The organism is Amycolatopsis sp. NPDC041971 (genome assembly GCF_055588925.1).
Window position 1 is genome coordinate 339,983 of sequence record NZ_JBVJCE010000005.1, and the last position, 16,261, is coordinate 356,243.

Consider the following 16,261-nt stretch of genomic DNA (forward strand, 5'->3'; position numbering starts at 1 on the left):
TTTACAACTGACGCTCGGAAGTCCGGTCTCGTGAGTGACCGGGGCGTGTTGCGAAAGCTCACCGTCCGTGAAGGCCTCCTTGAGGGACTCTGGGTCCCTCAAGGAGGCCTTCACGGCGTTCTAGCCCTGGAACTCATACGCGCCCGCGTCGACCCTCGCGCCGGCGTACACGGGATTCCCGTCGACGTCGCGATCGTCGTACTTCGTGGTACCGAGGTCGATCGCCGGGCTTCCCGCTCGCAGGATCAGGTTCGTGGCGGAGGTGAACTTCGGATCCGCGACCTTGTCCGTCGTGCCGGGGGTGAACTGCCGAAGCCCGCCGAAGTACACGTTGTGGTCGGTCGCGGTGAAGGTCGCGTCCGCGTAGCCGACCTTGTACGCCGCCTGGACGACGTTCTGCGTCATCGTCAGCATCTGGTTGGTGCAGCCGCCGTAGCAGACGAAACCCTCCGCCTCGGCGTTCGGGAGCCGGAGCGAGTTGTTGCGGAACACCGTGCCGAGCACCGGGCCGTTGCCGTCCTCGGCACCGCGAGTGATGATCCCGCCGCGCGTCTTGGCACCGAAGACCGCGTTGTACTCGAAGATGTTGCCGGTCGAGACGCGGTCGGGATCCCTCGCGTCCGTACCGAGTTCGGTGAAGGTCTCGTTGTCCTCGGAGATGTTGTGGTGGATGACGTTGCGGGAGCCGTAGAAGATCTCGACCGCGGCGCCGTCGAGGCCGCCGAAGTCGTCGGCTTTCGCGATCGAGCCGCTGATCCGGTTCCAGCCGATGTCGGAGTCGTTGCCTTGGACCAGGATGGCGAACGCGCCGGAGTCGTCGTTGCCGCCGGGGGTCACGACGGTCATGTGGTTGTTGTCGACCAGGTCGTTCTGCGTGACCTCCGTGCCCTCGGCCGACGGCGCGATGTAGACGCCCGCGCCGGCGCCGGTGATGAGATTCGACAGCACCTTGTCGCGGTCGCCGGTCACCTTCACCCCGGCCCACGAACAGCGTCCCGCGTTGGCCGCGACGCCGACCTGAAGGTCCTTCACCACGATGTCGTCGCCGACGAGGTCGACACACGCTTCGGCGTTGCCCTTGACGATCGGCCGCGCGCCGGTACCGTACGCGCCGATCGTGACGCCTGAGTTCTTGACGGTGAGGCCGCCGGACCAGGCGCCGCCGCGACGCAACAGGACGGTGTCGCCCGCGGCGAACGTGGTCGTGGAGACCTTCGCGAGGGACTTCCACGGCGTCTGCTGCGAAGTGCCGCTCGCGGTGTCGCTGCCGGAGACCTGGTCGACGTAGTAGGTCTTGGGTGCGGCCTCGGCCGTCGTGAATCCGGTGCACGCGAGAGCGGCGAGCACGCTTACGGAAAGCAGTTTCCAGGACATTCCGCGGACCGTAACCACCCGCCGCACAAGGTTCGTACAAAGACCGCGGTGGCTTCAACGTGATCCGATGCGCCGGGCGTCGAGGATTCTCGTACCGGTCGCGCTGCTGGTCAGTGTCGTGGTGACGAGTGGCGGAATCGTGCCGGCGTCGCGCCCCGTGGTTCCCCGCACGATTTCTGTCCCGCTGCCGGACGGCCGCGTCGCTCGTGGTCCGCGCGCGGTCAGCAGACCGACACCGGCCGAGACGACCAGCAGCACCCCGAACGCCCACGGTGGCAGCAGGGTCTTCCCGTCGGGATGGGTGCTCGCCACGAGCCAGGTCGAAACGGCGGCGACCGCGACGTGCGGAATCGGCCACGCCACCGCCGCCCCGAGCACCAGTGGCCAGGTGAAGTACCACGGCAACACCACCGGTGCCAGCACCACCGTCGCCAGCAGTGCCGCGGCGGCACCGCGGACCGCGGCGGCACCACCCGCCCGCGCATCTACTGAGGCTCGTGGGGAGCCGTTGATGCGCGTACTCGTGGCCGAAGACGAGCGGATGTTGGCCGACTCCATCTCCGAAGGCCTGCGGCACCTGGGCCTGGCGGTGGATGTCTGCTACGACGGCGACGCCGCGCTCGAACGTGTCGCCGTCCACCGGTACGACGTCGTGCTGCTCGACCGGGATCTGCCGCTGGTGCACGGCGACGAGGTCTGCCGGAGGATCACCGAAGGTGACGGGGAGACCCGGGTGCTGATGCTCACGGCCGCCGCGGGCATCCGTGATCGTGTCGACGGGCTCGGCCTCGGCGCGGACGATTACCTCACCAAGCCGTTCGCCTTCGCCGAACTCGTCGCCAGGGTGCACGCGCTGGCCCGGCGCGCCCGCCCGGCACTGCCGCCGGTGCTCGACCGCGCCGGCGTCGAACTGGATCCGGCGAAACGGTTCGCGTCCCGGGATGGGCGGTCCTTGTTGTTGTCTCCCAAGGAGTTCGCTGTCCTGGAAGTGTTGCTGCGGGCCGAGGGTCGGGTCGTCAGCCCGGAAGAGTTGCTGGAGAAGGCATGGGACGAGCACGCGGATCCGTTCACGAACACGGTGCGGGTCACGGTGATGACGTTGCGGAAGAAGCTCGGCGCACCGCAGGTGATCCACACCGTGCCAGGATCGGGCTACCGGCTGGATACTTGAGGCGGGCCCGGGCATCGGTGCGCGGCCGCGTCGAACTGGTTCTCCTCGGTCTCCTGCTCGCCCTCCTGGTGCTGGCCTATCCACTCGCCTACCCGGTGGGCATGGTGCTCGGGACGTTCGTGGACTCCGACTTCTGCCCGCGGGGCACCGGCTGCGCCGACACGGCGGGCGGGCTCTGGTGGCTCCTGCCGATCGTCGCGGTGACCGCGCTCGTGATCGTGACGCGGCGCCCGGTGGCGTCGTGGGTGGTGCGGCCGCTGCCCGACCTCACAGGAACCATCGAGCAATTGGGGCCGCGAAACCTCGGGCAGCGCATGCGGCTCGACCAGACCGACGGCGAGGTGCGGGCGCTCGCCGCCGCGGTGAACGGGATGCTCGACCGGGTGGCCCTCGGTTTCGAGGGGCAGCGCCGGTTCGCCGCGAACGCGTCGCACGAGCTGCGTACCCCGCTCGCGGTGCAGCGGACGCTCGCCGAGGTCGCGATGGTCACCGGTGGTGGCGACGACGTCCAGCGGCTGGCGGCGCAACTGCTGGTGGTCAACGAACGCAACGAGCAGCTGATCGAGGGACTGCTCGTGCTGGCCGAGGCGGACAGGGTATTGCCCGGCACGGTGCCGGTGCGGCTGGACGAGCTCGTGGACACCGTCCTCACGCGGTACGCCGAGCGACTGACCGGGCAGGAGCTGACCCTGCGCGGCGAATCGGCGGAACGCACCGTGCCCGGCGACCCCATCCTGCTGGAACGGCTGATCGCCAACCTGGTGCACAACGCGATCAAATATAACCACTCCGGCGGGTGGATCGAGGTGATCGTCGGCGACGAACCCGCGCTGAGCGTGCGCAACTCCGGCGAGCACATACCGGCCGAATCGGTCGATTCGCTCTTCCAGCCGTTCCGCCGTCTCACCGCCGACCGCACGAACCACCGCGACGGCGCTGGTCTCGGACTGTCCATAGTGCACTCGATCGCCACCGCGCATCACGGCCGGGTGACCGCTGTACCCCGTGCAGGCGGCGGCTTGCGGGTCGACGTGATCCTGCCCTGACCGAGTCGGCCGGGTTCCCGATGTCGCATCGGACCGCGGCGGTGCCGAGCCGACTCAACGCTGTCGCGGCCGCCCGGGAACTCCAGGCCGCGTCTGCCAGGGAAGCGGCCCGTCGAGCGGCCGGTACTCGACGCCCAGCGCGTCCAGTCGGGGCAGGTGGTGGTCCCGCAGACGCGGCAGGAACTCCGCGTAGTCCCGCCCCTCCGGGCTGCTCCAAGCCACCTCGGCGAAGGCGCACAACCGCGGGAAGGCGACGTAGTCCACCCGCCGCACGGTGTCGAGATGCTCCGACCACACCTGCGCCTGCGCGCCGAGAATCGTCTTCCCCTCGGGGAAATCGGCGGGCACCGGTTCGTAGCCGTAGAAGCTCTCCAGCGTGCTCAGGTAGCCGACGGGGATCGGTTCGCCGGGATGGTCGGATTGCCGGTGGTCCAGGTACACGTGGTCCTCGGGGCACATGACGACGTCGTGCCCCGCGGCCGCCGCGCGGGCCCCGGCCGCCTCGCTCTGCCACGACCCGATGACCATCGGCGGCAGGTCTCCCGCCTCGAGCACCTCGTCCCAGCCGAGCGGACGACGCCCTCGTTCGACCAGGTGCCGCGCGATCTCGCGGACGAACCAGCCGTGCTCCTCGGTCGCGCCGGGCACCTCGTCGCCGCCGAGCGCGATGATCTCGGACGGGAAGATCGCCAACACGTGGTCGAAAATTCCCTTGAAGAAGTCCACAGTGGACTTCTTCGTGTTCAGCAGAGACGTACTGATGCCCCAACTCGTCCAGACCTCCCACGGTTCGGCGGTCTCCGGCCCGAGTTCGGGATAGGCGGCGATCGCGGCCCGCGCGTGCCCGGGGATGTCGACCTCCGGGACCACCGTCACCGAACGCGCGGCGGCGTAGGCGACGATCTCGCGGAGGTCGTCGGTCGTGTAGAAACCGCCGTGCGGCCGCCCGTCCCGTTCCGGCCCGTCGTGCCGTCCGACCATGGACGACTTCCGCCAGCCGCCGATCTCGGTCAGCCTGGGGAACTCAGGGACCTCGATCCGCCAGCCCTGGTCGTCGGTCAGGTGCAGGTTGAGCACGTTGAGCTTGTGCGCGGCGAGCAGGTCGACGAACCGCAGCACCTCGGCCTTGGTCCGGAAATGCCTCGCCACGTCCAGTAGACAGCCGCGCCAGCCGAACCGGGGATGGTCGGTCACCACGCCGCACGGGATAGTCTGCTGTCCACTTTGGATCGGTGCGGACCGGAACGCGTCCGGACCGATGAGCTGCCGGAGCGTCTGACGGCCGTAGAATTCACCCGCCGCGTCGGCGGTGTGCAGGGTCACGCCCGACGGGTCGATCTCCAGCCGATACCCCTCGGCAGGCAGCGTGGCGTCGGTACGGACGTCCACTTCGGACGGCACTGGACATTCTCCCGGCAGGGTTTCCACCGAGACGGGACGGGGGAGCAAGGTTCCGAAGCCAGGCATGTCAACCCTTCACCGCGCCGCCCATGACGGACACGAGTCGTCGTTGCACGAGAATGAAGAACACCAGCACCGGAATGGTCATCAGGGTCGAACCCGCCATCACCGCGCCCCAGTCGGTGTCCTCCGGTTTGAAGAACACCAGGATCGCGAGGGGGAGCGTCTGATTCTCGGTGTTGGAGATGATGAACGTCTTGGCGAACAGGAAGTCGTTCCAGGCGTGGATGAACGCCAGCACGCTGATCGCCACCAGTCCGGGCGCCACCAGCGGGAAGAGGATCTGCCAGGTGAACCGCATCCGGCTCGCCCCGTCGATCTTCGAGGCCTCTTCCAGTTCCTGCGGCACCGCGGCGACGAAGCCGCGCAGCATCCAGATCGCGAACGGCAGGCTGAACGCCAGGTGCACCAGGATCAGCGAGCCGAGATGGTTGGTGCCGAACGCCGGCGCGACGTCACCGACCGACCGCATCAGGAAGAACAGCGGAATGGTCAGCGCCTCGACCGGCACCATCTGCGCCACCAGCACCATCACCAGCAGGACGGTCTTGCCCTTGAAGTCGAACCGCGTCAGCGCGACGGCCGAAAGGAATGAAAGCAGCAGCGACAACGCCACCACCACGACGGCCACGATCACGCTGTTCAGGAAGAACAACGCGAAACCTTCGCCGCTCAGCACCCGTTCGAAATGCTCCAGGGTCGGCGTGAGCGTCCAGGGGCGGGGGTCCTCCGCCTGGATCTGCCCGGTGGGTTTGAACGCCGAAAGCACCATCCAGTACACCGGGAACGCGACCATCCCCGCGATCACCACGCAGACGATTTCGGCGATCAGCCGCCCCGGCCTTTGAACTCGACGGCCCGCGGTCACACCCATCCCGCGCTCCGGCGTTGCGACCGGACGTACAGCCCGGTGATGGACAGCAGCAGCAAGGTCATCACGACTCCGAGCGCCGCGCCGAGACCGTATTCCTGTCCGGCGAAGGCCTGTTGATAGGCGAAGACGTTGAGCACGAGGTTGCGCCCGGCCACGCCGCCGCCGTTGGTCATCACGTAGATCTGCGTGAAGATCTTGAAGTCCCAGATAATCGACTGGATCGTGGCGATGGTCAGCAGTGGCCGCACCATCGGCAGCGTGACCGACCAGGTGGTGCGCCAGGTCGACGCGCCGTCGAGGTACGCGGCCTCGATGACCTCCTCCGGCACCCCCTTGAGCCCCGCGTACATCGTCACCATGACGAACGGGAACGAACACCAGATGACCTCGGCGGCCACCAGCCCGAACGTGCTGTAGGTGTCGAAGGTCCAGGAGTGGTTCGCCATCGCGGTGAACCCGAGGCCCGAGAGCACCTCGTTGACCAGGCCGAAGTCGGCGTCGAACAGGAACAGCCAGACGTACGAGCCCGCCATCGCCGGCGTCGCCCAGGCGGCCAGCGCCGCCAGGAACAGGGGGACCCGCGCCCACGCGCGGACCCGGGTCGCCAGCACGGCGAGCCCCGTCCCGAGCGCGAGACTGCCGACGACGCAGACCGCCGTGAAGCCGAGGGTCTTGGCCAGTACCTCCCAGAACTGGACGTTCTCCAGCAGGTCGACGTAGTTTCCGAAGCCGAGGAACACCAGCGGCGCGTTGCCGACCGCCTGCGGCTGGCCGTAGTCGTAGAACGAGATCAGGACGAGCTGGTAGATCGGGTACACCAGCATCGCCAGCAGCAGGATGCCACCGGGCGCCAGATAGAGCAGGGCCGCCCGCCCGTCCCGGCGACGGCGGGTCGACCGCCGTGCCGGGACGGCCGGAGCCGTGGTGCGGGGGATCTCCTTCGTGACCACTTAGCCGAACGCCTTGTTCATCTCGGCGGACGCGGTGGCCAGCGCGGCCGCGGGATCCTTGCCGCCGGTCGCGATCTGCTGGATCGCGGTCGGCAGCACGTTCTGCGCGTCGATCTTCGACCACGCCGCGGTGGCGGGGACGAACTTCGTGCCCGCGGTGAGCGTGTCGACGAACGGCTTGACCGACGGATCGCTCGCGGCGAGTTTCTGCTGGACGCTGCCGAGTGTGGGCAGGTTGCCCATGGCGACGTACATTTTCTCCTGGTACTTGGCGCCACCGAGCAACTGGGTGAACTCGACCGCGAGACTCTTGCGCTTGGTCGCGTTGAACACGCCGAGCAGGTTGCCGCCCGCGAACGCCGGGGCGATCTTGCCCGCCTCGGTGCCCGGGATCGGGATGATCGCGTACTTGCCCTTGACCTGGCCGGCTTCGACGGCCTTGCGGTTGAAGTCACCGCCGATCGACATCCCCGCTTTGCCACCGGCGAACGCCGTGATGCTCTGCGTCCCGGTGAGGTTCGCGCACTGCTCGGGCGGGCAGATGTCCGCCTTCAGCAGATTCGCGTACGCCGACACCCCGGCCTTGGCCTGCTCGGAGTCCATAGTGGACTTCCACTTGCCGCCGTCCTGCTTGGCGATCTCGCCGCCGTGCGCCCAAAGGAAGGGCAGCATCGCGAAGGTGTACTTGCCGCCGACGGAGATGCCGTACAGCTCGGGCTTCCTGGCGCGGATCGTCTTCGCGGTCTCGGTCAGCTCCGCCAGCGTGGCCGGTGGCTTGAGGCCGAGTTCGGCGAAGAGGTCCGTGCGGTAGTACAACGCGCGGATGCCGGTGAACCACGGAAGCCCGTAGGTCTTGCCGCCGGACTTCGCCGTCTCCAGTACCGCGGGCAGGACGTCGGCGCCTTCCTTCCACGACGAGAGATCGCCGGTCAGGTCGGCCAGCGCGCCGGTCGCGGCGTAGCTGGACACGTCGGTATTGCCGAATTCGGCGACGTCCGGCGCGCTCGCCGGATCGTTGAAGGCGCCGGAGAACTTGTCCGCGCGCCCTTCCACCGGAATCCACTGGACGTCGACCTCGACGCCCGAGTGCGCCGCCTTGAACTCGGCGATCGCCTCCTTGACCACCGCCTCCTTGGGCGCGCGGTTGGCCTCGTCGAACAGCCAGACCCGGACCGTGCCGGACTTTTCGTCACCGCCGCCCGCGGCCGGGGTGTTCTGCGCCGGTGCGCAGCCCGCGACGAGGCCGACGGCCGCGAGCCCCGCGATGAGTACGCGAGTTCTCATGGGATTTTCTCCTTAAGCGAAAAAGACGGAATTGACCTGGGGGAGCGCCAGCTTCCCGGCGACGGCCCCGGGGAGACCGGTGCCGGGATCGCGCGGCAGCCAGCTGAGCGTGCCGGACTTGTCGCTCGAGACGTAGAACCAGCGCTCGGTCGGGTCGAGGGTGAAGTGACGCGGGTATACGCCGCCGACGGGCGCGTTGTTCAGCAGCTTCAAGGACTTCCCGCCCTCGCTGACGCCGAAGGACGCGATCGTGTCGGAACCACGCACCGAGGCGTAGACGAACCTCCCGTCCTTGGCCGTGGCGATCTCGCCCGGGTACTGCCCGCCGGGGGTGCCCGCGGGAACGGCCGCGACGACCTGTCCGGCGGTGAGTTTCCCGGCGGTCGGGTTCCACGCCGCGACGGTCACCTCGGCACGCAGCTCACCGAGGATGTACGCGTACTTGCCGTTCGGGTGGAACGCCAGATGCCGGGGCCCGGCTCCCGCCGGGAGCTTCAGCTGCTGGTTCGGCTTGAGCTTCCCGGTCGCGGTGTCGAGTTTGTAGACATAGACCGAATCCGCGCCGAGATCGACCGCGAGCACCCACTTGCCGGTCGGATCGTTGACGACCTGGTGCGCGTGTGCCTGGCGCTCGGCACCCTTGTGCTGGGCCACATCGACGACGTCACCGAGTTTCCCGCCCGAGAGGATCGGGAGGACGACGACGCTGCCGCTGCTGTAGTTCGCGGCCAGCACGTACTTCTGGCTCGAGTGGACGCTCAGATGTGTCGGGTGCTGACCCTTGGCCGATTTCTTGTTGAGCAGTTTGGGTTTCGTCGGATCGGCCAGGCTGAACGAAGAGATCTGGCCGTTCTCGTCCTCGTTGGTCACATAGAGCGTCTTGCGGTCGGCGCTGATGTCGAACCAGGAAGCGTTGCTGACTCCCGGAATCGTCCGGTCGACGACGAGCGCGTTGGTCGCGGCGTCCCGGTGAGCGACATCGAGTCCGTGCCCGGAACTGGTGTAGCTGCTGAGGTAGATGGCCCCGGTTCCCTTCGGTCCGCAGGATTGTTCGGAGGCGTTCGCGAGGTGGGAGCCGAGAACGGTCGTGAGTCCAGCCGCTCCGACGGCGCCGAGGAAGGTGCGTCGATCGAGTCCGGTCATCGTGATCTCTCCCAGTCGTCAGGTGGTTTAAACCACTGCCATGAGCAATGCTGCCACGCCGAAACCGGAAACGGAAAGGACGGTTTCCAGGACGGTCCAGGTTTTCAGGGTCTGCGGCACGGTCATGTTGAAGTACCGCGAGATGATCCAGAAACCGCCGTCGTTCACGTGCGAGGCGATGATCGACCCGGCCGAGATCGCCACGACCAGCAGGGCGAGCTGCATCTGCGAATAACCCAGCGTCGCCACCGTCGGGGCGACGATGCCGCTCGTGGTCACGATCGCGACGGTCGCCGAACCCTGTGCGATCCGCATCCCGCAACTGATCACGTACGCGGCCAGGATGACCGGGAGACCGGCGTTGTCCAGTGAACCCGCGACGGCCTTGCCGATCCCCGTGGCGGACAGCACGGCGCCGAAGAACGCGCCCGCGCCGACCACCAGCAGGATCATCGCGACCGGGCGGAGCGACTTCGCCGAAAGCTCGCTCAAATCCTTGCCGGTCAAGCCGCGGCGCAGGCCGAGCAGCCAGGACGCGAGCAGCACCGAGATCGTCAGCGCGACCGCCGGGGTGCCGATGAACGCGGCGACACCGGCGGACGCGGAGTTCTTGGGAAGCCAGATGCTGCCGAAGGTCCCGGCGAGGATCAGCACCAGCGGGACCGCGATGATCGACACCACCAGCCCGAGCGACGGCGGGTTCTCTTCCTTGTCGCCTTCTTCCTCCGCGACCAGGAACTCCGCGGGAACCGGCACGTCGACCCGTTTGCCGATCCACGTCGAGTACGCGACGCCGCCGACGAGGAACGCCGGGATACCGCAGACCAGGCCCATCAGGATGATCCAGCCGAGCTCCACGTGCAGCAGGCCCGCCGCGGCGACCGGGCCGGGGTGCGGCGGGAGGAACGCGTGGGTGATGGAAAGACCGGCGAGCAGCGGCAACGCGTACAGCACCAGCGAACGGCCGCCCTGTTTGGCGGCGACGTAGACCAGCGGTGCCAGCACGAAGATGCCGATGTCGAAGAAGACCGGGATACCGAAGACGAAACCCGCGAGACCCATCGCCAACGGGGCCCGCTTCTCACCGATGGCACGCAGCAGTGCGCCGGTGAGCACCCTGGCCCCGCCGGAACGCTCCAAAATGGACCCCAGGATGGTGCCGAGCCCGATGATGGCGGCGATATGGCCGAGGATCCCGCCGAAACCCTTCTCCAGAAGGGAATCGGACGCCTTCTGCGCGGAGCCGACGATCTGGCCGACCGGCAGGCCCGCGGCCAGCGCGGTCAGCAGGCCGACCACGATCAAGGCGATGAAGGGTTCCAGCTTGACCTTGATGATGAGGAACAACAAGACCGCGATCGAGACGGCGGCGAGGGTCAGGAGACCTCCCGTCGAATGTTGGAGCCAGTCGATCATCGGGCACTCCCGGGATTCCGTGTTTGTCGGTGAACCCGCGACCGCGATCGACGTCGGCGGGACGCGGTCTGGTCGTCCACGTCACGGTGAGCGGACAAGACGTCCTGCCACCGCGATAGCGGGGCCTTCGGCCGGGCGGGTTCACGCGATTGGTCGCTTTGTCGGTACATCTTCAGCTCCGCCATCAGGCTCTGAGTGAATGACCGGCGAGGGCGCCGGTCGGTTGACCATCGTCGATGGCGGCGACACCGTTGACGAAGACATAGGGGATACCGGCGGCCCGCTGCCGCGGTTCGTCGAACGTGGCGGTGTCGGCGACGGTTTCCGGGTCGAACAGCACGAGGTCCGCCGCGTATCCGGCGCGGACGAGACCCCGGTCGGTCAGCCGCAGGCGATCCGCCGCGCGGCCGGTCAGGTGGGCGACGCATTCGGCGAGGTCGAGGACGCCGAGCTCGCGGACGTAACGCGCGAGGTAACGCGGGAACGTGCCCCAGGCGCGGGGATGCGGCCGCGCGCCGACGAGCAGCCCGTCGCTGCCGCCGGTGTGCGTGCGGTGGCGCATGATCGCCTGGACGTTCTCCTCGTGCCCGACGTGCATCAAGCAGGACGTACCGAGCTTTTCCGAGATCAGGACGTCGAAGTACAGCTCCGCGGCCGGCTTCCCGGCGCGCTGTGCCGAAGCGGCGACGGAATGCCCGACAAGGTGCGAGTTCTCGTCCCGGCGGACGCCGTTGATCTCGATGGCCTCCCAGTCGATCGGCACCCCGTGCGCGCCGTCGGAGCCGGTCTCCTCGATCTCGGCGCGGATCCGCTCGCGAGTGTCCACATCGGACAATCGGACCAGTGTGGCGTCGAGGCCGCCTTCGGTGGACCAGCTCGGCAGCAACGCCGAAAGGTAGGTGGCGCCGGGAAGATAGGGGTAGGTGTCCAACGTGATGTCGCAGCCGTCGTCGAGCGCCCGGTCGAGCAGCTCCAGCAGATCCGGCGCCTTGCCCTTGTTCACCGAGAAGTTCATCGTGGCGTGCGCGAGGTGCAACGGACAGCCCGAACGGCGGGAGACGTCGACCATCTCGCCGAAAGCTTCGAGTGCGCCCTTGCCATAGCTACGGTGGTGCGGACTGTAGAAGCCGCCGTTCTCCCCGACGACCCGGCACAGCTCGACGAGTTCCTCGGTGGTCGCGTACATGCCCGGCGTGTAGGTGAGCCCGGAAGACATGCCCATCGCGCCCTCGGCCAGCCCGGTCGCGATGAGTTCCTTCATCGCGTTCATCTCGGCTTCGGTCGCGGGCCGGTCGTCCCAGCCGACGGTGAGCATGCGGACGGTGCCCTGCGGCACCAGGTAGGCCGCGTTGACCGCGACCCCGGCGTCGAGCCGGTCGAGGTACTCGCCGACCGAGCGCCAGTTCCAGTCGAATCCGGCCGGATCGTCGTTCCACCCCGCGAGCTGCTGGCGCAGCGCCGCGAGGACGTCGTCGTTCACGGGCGCGTAGGAGAGCCCGTCCTGCCCGAGCACCTCGGTCGTGACGCCCTGGGAAAGCTTCGCGAGATGATCCGGATTGGCGAGCAGCTGGAGATCGGAATGCGAATGCATGTCGATGAACCCGGGCGCGAGCACGAGCCCTCCGGCGTCGATGGTGCGGCGGCCCGCGAGCGAGCCCGGTTCGGCGACACTGGCGATCCGGCCGCCGGTGATGCCCACGTCGTGCCTGGTGAGCGGATCCCCGGTGCCGTCGGCGACCAGTGCGGAGCGGACAACGATGTCCATGGCGATTCTTCCTCTGCGGGGAGTGGAGGACGGATCAGAAATGGGTGCGGACGAAATCGAGCACGGTCTCGCCGTCGGGGCCGACGACCGGGATGAGCGGCCATTTGTCGAAGACGGTGCACGGATGCGACAGGCCGAGGGCGATCCAGTCGCCGACCTCGACCGGCGACGACGCGGGCAGCGTCAGAAAGGCGTGCTGGTCGTTCATCTTCTGGATGGAGTGACCTTCGAGTGCGGACGCCTGCCCGTCGCCCTTGCGGATCAGGCGCGGCTCGGGCATGCCTTCGTCGAAGGAGGCGTCCCGTTTGCCGATGGTGAGCAGCGCGAGTTCGTCCGTCGGCTTCGACGTGACCTGTGCCCAGGCGCGCAGCGCGGAACGGAAGGAGGCGACCCCTTCGATACGCGGCTGCTCGCCCAGCGGCGAGATCACGCGGTAAAAGCCGTCGTCGTGGGTCACGTAGGCGCCGCTGCGCAGGATCGGCAGGACGTCCAGGTCGCCCCAGTCCTTGGTGAGCTCGTCGGCGACGCGGTCGAAGTACGCGCTGCCGCCGCCGGTGACGATGATCTGACCGGCGTCGTCGAGCAGGCCCTTCGCGGCGAAGGCGAAGACGAGTTCACGCAGACCGTCCACATAGGAACTGATCAGCTGGAGTGACTTTTCGTCGGTGTGGTGGGAAAGCGCGCCTTCGTACCCGCCGGATCCCCGCAGCCGCAGGGCCGGGCTCGCGTGCGCGGCTTCGGCGACGGCGAGCGCGGTCTCGGTGTCGCGGACACCGGTGCGGCCGCCCTCGGCGCCGAGTTCGACGAGGACATCCACCTTGCGGCGAGCTCCTCGCAGGGCTTCGGTCATCAGCTCGACGCCGCGCACCGAGTCTACCCAGCAGACGAACTCGAAGTCGTCGTCGGCGTCCAGTTCCGCGGCGAGCCACTTCAGGCCAGAGGGGTCGAGCAGCTGGTTCGCCAGCAGGATCCGGGAAACGCCGAACGCCCGGTAGATCCGCAGGTGGCCGGCGTTCGCGCAGGTGATGCCCCACGATCCGTGCTGGAGCTGCCGCTCGAACAGCTGCGGTGCCATCGTCGTCTTGCCATGCGGGGCCAGCGCGACCCCGCGTCCGGCGCACCAGTCCGCCATCGTGCGGAGGTTGTGCTCGACGGCTTCTTCGTCGAGCACCACGAACGGGCCGAGAAAGCCGTCTTCGAACAGCTTCGCGCCGCGGGCGGCGGCCTCGCCGATCGTGAGACCGGACAGCGAAGGCGCGACCGAGCGGAAGCGCCAGTCGACGCGCTCCTCCCGGACGGCCGCGACCGCGGCGGAATCGATGGTGCCGGCTTCGAACATGAGGTTCACCTCGGTTGCGTATGTTGCAACGGACGTTGCGCATATTGCGTGGGATAGGTGTAGCATCCGGTCCGCTAGAGGTCAACGGGGTGACGACTGTGCCGATAGGGAGACGCGGAAGTGACAGGTGAGCCTTGGCCGCCCGGGAATCTTTTGATCTTTTGGGGTCGCGCCCTGGCGGCGGGATGGCGGTCGGCGCGATGAAGAGCACTGACGTGGTGTGCATCGGGGAGTCGATGGCCTTGTTCGTACCGGCCGAATCCGGGCCGCCCGACGAGGTACGCAAGTGGGTGCGGACCATCGGCGGGGCCGAATCGAACGTCGCCTGCCATCTCCCGGCGCTGGGTTTCGCCAGCGCGTGGGTGAGCGCGGTCGGCGACGATCCGTTCGGCCGCGCGCTCGTGCGCGAGATCGGTGCGGCGGGGGTGGACGTCAGCGCGGTCATGATCGACCCGACGCGCCCGACCGGGCTCTACATCAAGGAAAGCGGAGCGGACGGCAGCCCCGTGCGCTACTACCGCAAAGGCTCGGCCGCGTCCGGGATGGACGCCGGCCTGCTGGGGAAACTCGATCTCGACCAGGTGCGCGTGATCCACCTGTCCGGGATCACGCCCGCCTTGTCGGACGGTTGCCTCGACCTGGTGCGGGCCCTGATGGAGCGACCGCGTGGCGACACGCTGGTGTCGTTCGACGTGAACTTCCGGCCCGCGCTGTGGACCGGGCGCGACCCGTCGGTGCTGGCCGGGCTGGCCGCTCGCGCCGACATCGTGCTGGCGGGCGAGGACGAGGCCGAGAGAGTGTGGGGGACCGGCGACCCGGAACGCCTGCGCGTCGCACTGCCCGGGCCGAAGACGCTGGTCGTCAAGCACGGGGCACGCGGGGTGACGCTCATCGACGGCGACGAGACGCCGCTGTTCTCGCCCGCGCTCCAGGTCGACGTCGTGGAACCGGTCGGCGCCGGTGACGCGTTCGCCGCCGGCTTCCTCGCCGCCACCCTGCGCGGCGACGATCCGGCGACCCGGCTGCGGCGCGGTCACCTGCAGGCCGCGGCCACCTTGCTGACCCACGACGACGTGGGTCAGCCGCTGCCCGCCTCCGTCGTCGAGACGCTCCTCAGGGCGGATGAGGCGGCATGGGCGGCGGCGAAGCTGACGGACAAGGGATTGGTGGGCGGATGAGCCAGAGCCTGGACAGGGCGCTCACGTTGCTGAGCGGGCTCGCCCGCGAGCCGAAGACGCTGGACCAGCTCGCCGAGGAGATCGGCGTGCACAAGTCGACCGTGCTGCGGTTGCTGCGCACCCTGGAGACGCACCACTTCGTGCGCCGGGAAGGGCAGCGGTACTACCGGCTCGGCAGCGCGCTGTTCGATCTCGCTCAACAGGCGCTGGAAGACCGCGACGTCCGCCGCACCGCGCAATCCGCGCTCGCCGGGCTCAACGCCCGCACCGGGCACACCGTGCACCTCGCGTCCTATGAGGACGGAGAGGTCGTCTACATCGACAAGTTCGAGGGCAGGCATTCGGTGCGGATGTACTCCCGCATCGGGAAACGCGCCCCGCTGCACTGCACCGCCGTCGGCAAGGTCCTCGTGGCGGCGATGACGCCGGAAAAGCGGGCGGACGTGGTCTCGCGGATCGACTTCTTCGTCCGCACCCCGAACACGATCACCACGCCCGAGGCCTACGAGAAGGAACTCGCGCTCGTCGCCGACCGCGGCTACGCGGTGGACAACGCCGAGCACGAGGATTTCATCCACTGCGTCGCCGCGCCCGTCCGCGGCCCGGGCGGCGTGGTACTCGCCGCCGCGTCGGTGTCGGTGCCGAAGGTGCTGCTCGACTACGACGGCCTGATGGCGCTCGTCCCGGAGCTGATCGCCGCCGCCGAAGAAGCTTCCGTCCACAGTGGATGGACGGGGAACCGAAAGGGGAAGTTGGAATGAGCAAGACCGCGATCAGCACGGAGAACGCGCCGAAGCCGGTGGCCGCGTTCTCGCAGGCGGTCCGCAAGGGCAACATCCTGCAGGTGGCCGGCCAGGTCGCCTTCGACCCGGCCACCGGCGCCATCGTCGGCGAGACCGTCGGTGAGCAGACCGAGCAGACCTTCAAGAACATCGAGGCGGTGCTCGAGGCCGCCGGTTCGAGCCTTGCCGACGCGATGATGGTGCGCGTGTACCTGACCGACGTCGACCACTTCGGCGCGTTCAACGAGGTCTACAACAAGCTGATCGGCGAGGCGCCGCACCCCGCCCGCACCACCGTGTACGTCGGCCTGCCCGCCGGGCTGCTGGTGGAGATCGACGTCCTGGCCGTGGTGGACTGATCCCGCGGCTGGTCGTGGGGGGGGGGGGGGGGGGTGGGCCCCCAGCCCCCCCCCCCCCCCCCATCGCGTGAGGACCTTCGCGGATGCGCACCAGGAATGACTCGCCTGCGGCGCGATGT

General features: G+C 68.4%; 15 protein-coding genes. 5 read left to right on the plus strand and 10 right to left on the minus strand.

Translation table 11 applies throughout. The features are described from left to right. Window positions 1-120 precede the first annotated feature (120 nt). Window positions 121-1,374, minus strand: a complete 1,254-nt coding sequence (locus tag ACZ6DT_RS14340; protein ID WP_465593854.1) for a choice-of-anchor Q domain-containing protein — start codon at window positions 1,372-1,374, stop codon at window positions 121-123. Between the two features lie 54 nt (window positions 1,375-1,428). Then, the gene (locus tag ACZ6DT_RS14345; RefSeq protein ID WP_465593857.1) at window positions 1,429-1,932 is read right to left on the minus strand and encodes a hypothetical protein; all 504 of its coding nucleotides are present in this window, start codon (window positions 1,930-1,932) and stop codon (window positions 1,429-1,431) included. Between ACZ6DT_RS14345 and ACZ6DT_RS14350 the strand changes: the two genes are divergently transcribed. Both ACZ6DT_RS14350 and ACZ6DT_RS14355 read left to right on the plus strand, forming a co-directional pair. Continuing rightward, entirely contained in the window at window positions 1,886-2,545 is a 660-nt protein-coding gene (locus ACZ6DT_RS14350; RefSeq protein ID WP_465593860.1) for a response regulator transcription factor, read from the plus strand. The genes ACZ6DT_RS14345 and ACZ6DT_RS14350 overlap by 47 nt on opposite strands. A gap of 17 nt (window positions 2,546-2,562) precedes the next feature. Beyond that, window positions 2,563-3,591: a sensor histidine kinase gene (locus ACZ6DT_RS14355; RefSeq protein ID WP_465593863.1), complete on the plus strand. Its 1,029-nt coding sequence runs from the start codon at window positions 2,563-2,565 to the stop codon at window positions 3,589-3,591. A 54-nt stretch (window positions 3,592-3,645) separates the two neighbouring features. Here the strand turns inward: ACZ6DT_RS14355 and ACZ6DT_RS14360 are convergent, their stop codons facing one another. From ACZ6DT_RS14360 to ACZ6DT_RS14395, 8 genes are all read right to left on the minus strand, one after another. Next, on the minus strand, window positions 3,646-5,058 hold the full coding sequence (locus tag ACZ6DT_RS14360) for a beta-N-acetylhexosaminidase (RefSeq protein WP_465593866.1): 1,413 nt from the start codon (window positions 5,056-5,058) through the stop codon (window positions 3,646-3,648). A 1-nt stretch (window position 5,059) separates the two neighbouring features. Continuing rightward, on the minus strand, window positions 5,060-5,926 hold the full coding sequence (locus ACZ6DT_RS14365; protein WP_465593869.1) for a carbohydrate ABC transporter permease: 867 nt from the start codon (window positions 5,924-5,926) through the stop codon (window positions 5,060-5,062). Then, window positions 5,917-6,876, minus strand: a complete 960-nt coding sequence (locus ACZ6DT_RS14370) for a carbohydrate ABC transporter permease (RefSeq protein WP_465593872.1) — start codon at window positions 6,874-6,876, stop codon at window positions 5,917-5,919. The genes ACZ6DT_RS14365 and ACZ6DT_RS14370 overlap by 10 nt, the downstream gene beginning before the upstream one ends. Further along, window positions 6,877-8,160: an extracellular solute-binding protein gene (locus tag ACZ6DT_RS14375; protein ID WP_465593874.1), complete on the minus strand. Its 1,284-nt coding sequence runs from the start codon at window positions 8,158-8,160 to the stop codon at window positions 6,877-6,879. A gap of 12 nt (window positions 8,161-8,172) precedes the next feature. Then, the gene (locus tag ACZ6DT_RS14380) at window positions 8,173-9,303 is read right to left on the minus strand and encodes a lactonase family protein (RefSeq protein WP_465593877.1); all 1,131 of its coding nucleotides are present in this window, start codon (window positions 9,301-9,303) and stop codon (window positions 8,173-8,175) included. A gap of 27 nt (window positions 9,304-9,330) precedes the next feature. Next, window positions 9,331-10,719, minus strand: a complete 1,389-nt coding sequence (locus ACZ6DT_RS14385) for a GntP family permease (protein WP_465593880.1) — start codon at window positions 10,717-10,719, stop codon at window positions 9,331-9,333. Between the two features lie 184 nt (window positions 10,720-10,903). Continuing rightward, window positions 10,904-12,484, minus strand: coding sequence for an N-acyl-D-amino-acid deacylase family protein (locus tag ACZ6DT_RS14390; RefSeq protein ID WP_465593883.1), 1,581 nt, complete (start codon window positions 12,482-12,484; stop codon window positions 10,904-10,906). 34 nt (window positions 12,485-12,518) lie between these two features. After that, entirely contained in the window at window positions 12,519-13,823 is a 1,305-nt protein-coding gene (locus tag ACZ6DT_RS14395; protein WP_465593885.1) for an amino acid deaminase, read from the minus strand. Window positions 13,824-14,023: 200 nt separating this feature from the next. Between ACZ6DT_RS14395 and ACZ6DT_RS14400 the strand changes: the two genes are divergently transcribed. Genes ACZ6DT_RS14400 through ACZ6DT_RS14410 form a run of 3 tightly spaced genes read left to right on the plus strand, consistent with a single transcriptional unit; the run spans window position 14,024 to window position 16,142 of the window. Next, window positions 14,024-15,001, plus strand: coding sequence for a sugar kinase (locus ACZ6DT_RS14400; protein ID WP_465593888.1), 978 nt, complete (start codon window positions 14,024-14,026; stop codon window positions 14,999-15,001). Beyond that, window positions 14,998-15,762: an IclR family transcriptional regulator gene (locus tag ACZ6DT_RS14405; RefSeq protein ID WP_465593891.1), complete on the plus strand. Its 765-nt coding sequence runs from the start codon at window positions 14,998-15,000 to the stop codon at window positions 15,760-15,762. The genes ACZ6DT_RS14400 and ACZ6DT_RS14405 overlap by 4 nt, the downstream gene beginning before the upstream one ends. Next, window positions 15,759-16,142, plus strand: coding sequence for a RidA family protein (locus ACZ6DT_RS14410; protein ID WP_409496208.1), 384 nt, complete (start codon window positions 15,759-15,761; stop codon window positions 16,140-16,142). The genes ACZ6DT_RS14405 and ACZ6DT_RS14410 overlap by 4 nt, the downstream gene beginning before the upstream one ends. The last annotated feature ends 119 nt before the right edge of the window (window positions 16,143-16,261 follow it).